The organism is Paraliomyxa miuraensis (assembly GCF_026337845.1).
Taxonomy (GTDB): Bacteria; Myxococcota_A; Polyangia; order Nannocystales; family Nannocystaceae; genus Paraliomyxa; species Paraliomyxa miuraensis.
This window is the reverse complement of record NZ_JAOVZF010000090.1, coordinates 1-1248: the sequence shown is the minus strand read 5'-3', so window position 1 is coordinate 1248 and position 1248 is coordinate 1. Positions and strand designations below refer to the sequence as shown.

The window sequence follows — 1248 nt, the reverse complement described above, 5'->3', positions numbered from 1 at the left end:
GACCCCTACAACGTGCACGACCAGGGATGCGCGGCTTGGCCCGTGGCCAGGTGCTTGGTCACCGCGTAGTGGATGAACTTCGCGGGGTCGAGGCCGCACAACACTGCGGTGTCCAAGACCGTGTAGAAGATCGCCGCGGCCTTCATGCCACGAGCGGAGCGCGAGCCGTAATGGTTCTTCCTTCCGAGGACCAACCCCCTCAGCGCACGCTCGGAGGCGTTGTTGTCCAGGGGAACATAGGCGTCCTCGATGAAGGCGGTGAGCCCATCCCAATATCGCAGCATGTACTCCACCGCCTTGCGGAGCTGCGACTTGGGCAGACCCATCTGGGCGAGGGCCCATGCCTTGAGCTTGTCGAGCAGTGGCCGGGATTCTCGCTTCCGCACCTCGAGCAGGCACAGCTCTGCTTGGAGACGCGCATCACCCTCGAGCTCGGCGGGGTTGGGGATGTCGCGCTCGATGAAGAACAGCTGCCCGATCAGGTCGAGCGCCTCGGTGCAGGTCGGGTAGTTCGGCTCCGCCTCCACCAGCTTTCGGCGGACATGGGCCCAGCAGTGCGCCAAGCGGATACGGTACCCGTTGGCCTTCACCGCCTCGCGCAGCGTCTCGTAGGGTTTGTAGCCGTCCACCATCAGCGTGCCCTCGAAGCCCTCGAGGGCCTCGCGCGCCACGCCGGCGCCTCGGCTCAGCGCGAGCGTGTACCAGACCGCATCGGGGACGGTCAGCGTCCAGGCCCAGCCCTTCTTGCTGCCCGGTCGCCCCTTGGTCCCCAGAAGACGCCACGGCGTCTCGTCGGCGCCCACGACATCGGCTCCGATGATGTACTCCCGGATCGCGTCGTACGTCGGCTCGAGGTGCTCGGCCACCGGGAGGATCTGGTCCCACAGGGTGTTGGTGTCGATGAGCAAGCCCGCTCGCGCCATCATCTTGCTCTGCCGATCGAGGGGCAGGTGGTTGAGGTACTTGTCGACGGCGACCTTGATGGCGAAGTCCAGCGAGTAGCGACCGCCCTTGAGATGCGTCGGCGGAAACGGTGCGGTGTGGACACCACAGCCGCAGCCGCAGCGGTACTTGTGGGCTCGAAGCCGCTGAAGGATGTACTCCTGAGCGATCGTGGTGATCCGCTCGATCTCCTCGACCTCGTTGCCCAGCTCTTGGAGCTGCTTGCCGCACGTCGGGCAGAGCAGGTCCGCTCCTTCCAAGCGCAGCTCGAGCGGCTCGACCTTCAGCTTGGGCTGCGCCTTGGGC

1 protein-coding gene is annotated in these 1248 nt (G+C 65.9%); it reads right to left on the bottom strand.

The annotated features are described in order from the left end of the window. Positions 1–5 precede the first annotated feature (5 nt). Positions 6–1248: IS66 family transposase (tnpC, locus tag OEB96_RS00405; RefSeq protein WP_266213386.1), on the bottom strand; the 1243-nt coding region annotated here is incomplete at its 5' end.